The 1,896-nt window shown below is 39.2% G+C and carries 1 protein-coding gene and 1 rRNA gene; both read left to right on the top strand.

Annotated features, from left to right (window positions below; all coding sequences use genetic code 11):
• The first annotated feature begins 1 nt into the window (after position 1).
• Positions 2-117 (top strand): 5S ribosomal RNA (gene rrf, locus M3221_RS25355).
• Between the two features lie 724 nt (positions 118-841).
• Complete coding sequence (locus tag M3221_RS25360; protein ID WP_251274807.1) at positions 842-1,609, top strand: hypothetical protein; 768 nt, start codon at positions 842-844, stop codon at positions 1,607-1,609.
• Positions 1,610-1,896 lie beyond the last annotated feature (287 nt).

A 1,896-nucleotide genomic window follows, 5' to 3' on the forward strand; every position in this document is an offset into this window, starting at 1 on the left:
GTCTGGTGGCAATAGCGAAGAGGTCACACCCGTTCCCATCCCGAACACGGCCGTTAAGCTCTTCAGCGCCGATGGTAGTTGGGGGTTTCCCCCTGTGAGAGCAGGACGCCGCCAGGCAAGCAGAGAGGACAGCGGAAGCTGTCCTTTTTTTGTTTACCGGATCGACTGCATGATAAAAAAGCACCCTCCTTTCTAATAAGGAAGGTGCTTTTTGTTGTATCTCCTGATTTAAAACTCTGTTCACTATGCTTTTATATTATTGTACAAGGAGTTGCAAGTATCGTTTTTAGGGATCCACCTTTATTGTTATTTACGTCGATTGCTTTCATCATTTATGCTCCTTTAAAAGAAGGTTTAATATTAATGTAGAAAGAGTAACTATTAAAAGGAGCCTATCATTGCAATGTTTTTGAAGTTTAAAAGAATATTTTACTGTGAAAATCAATGCTGATTTTAAAATTAAAATTAATTTTAATTTTAAAAGTAATAGAAGGATAAAAAAGAGAGACAGTAATGAATTTTGCGTGTTGTGAATCCTTGTCGGGTAGGATATACTATCCTTAAATTAAATGAACGGACCAAAAGAAAAAGAGCCTAAGCTGCATAAGTGGAGCGCCAACTCCCTCATGCGGTATACCGTGAACACACCACGGCAACACACTTGCTCAGACTCTTTGGACTAACGTTTATTTGCCCTTATTTTAGCGCAAATAAACGTTGAGTTCAAGGGATACTTCTGTATTTTTTTAGAGCGCTTGTTTTGCCGTACGCTTTTCCGGATTCCGGAGAACAATACGGCAGGCAAGCGTTCTTTTTGTTTCGAGAAAGAGGAGTCTTGAGCATGAAAAAATTTATTGAAATCGTTGCTGGTGAAGCTGCTTACGCCAGTTTAACGTCATTTGAAACCATAGAGCAGCTAAATCAAACCGTACGTCAGTATAAAGATATGATCAATGCTATGGAATTGCGCCAGGACTTAAAAAGGAACTTGCTGACTGTGATCGAATACCTTAAACGCCATTCCTGCAGATTCTTCGGCGTTTCATTCAAAGGCAAACGGAAGATTGCTGAGGATCTTAAGATGAGCGACAAGACAATTACACGTTTGTGCAAGCGCTTGGAAATGTTGGGATTCATAAAGCAATACGCCATGAAGCGCTCCAGCGACATGCAACAAACAAGTAATGCCATCGTAATTCAGCCGGCTAAAAATGAAAATGTCCCACAAGAGGCCGCTAAAATGTCCGACCAAAAAAACAATATCTTTTCAAAACAACACCAATTATTAAATAATACGTATTCTGCGAAGTCGGTAACGTTTTACGAACGTTTTAAAAATCTGCTCGAAAATACGATTGCCCAGAACCAGTCGCTTGTATCACGCATGTATGGCGTTTACCGCGCTCATTCTACCGCTTTAGTAAAGCACGGAGCTTTCGATAAGCAAGACGTTGAAAATATCGCTATGTCCGCACTACACACGGCTGTTATCCGTACAAAAACGAAGAAGATCCGCAATCTGGCCGGATTCTACAATGGCGTTTTGAATAAGATGCTCGATCGTTTCGTCCTTGAAGATTGTGCACGTGTGCTTGTAGAAGAGGCGTAATTTTTAGACGTATGGCTACAAGTATGCGTGTAAACATATGTGGAAAGTTAACTAAACCTATCTTCTTACAAGCAGGTTTTATACTGATGTGTAAACCTAAGTTTTATAAAAGACATGTGTACCCTCCTTACTAAATCTATTTATTATCTTTAGTGGCGAGTCGCATTGAGAACAAAAAGGTAATTTAGGTAATAAAAACATTAATAAAGTTATTGAAATAGAAATTGATACATGGTATATTATTATCCGTCGCTAATACAGCGATGAAAAACAGCAACATTTCTTCT

Origin of the sequence: Domibacillus indicus, from assembly GCF_023715895.1 — a bacterium.
Lineage (GTDB): Bacteria > Bacillota > Bacilli > Bacillales > Domibacillaceae > Domibacillus > Domibacillus indicus_A.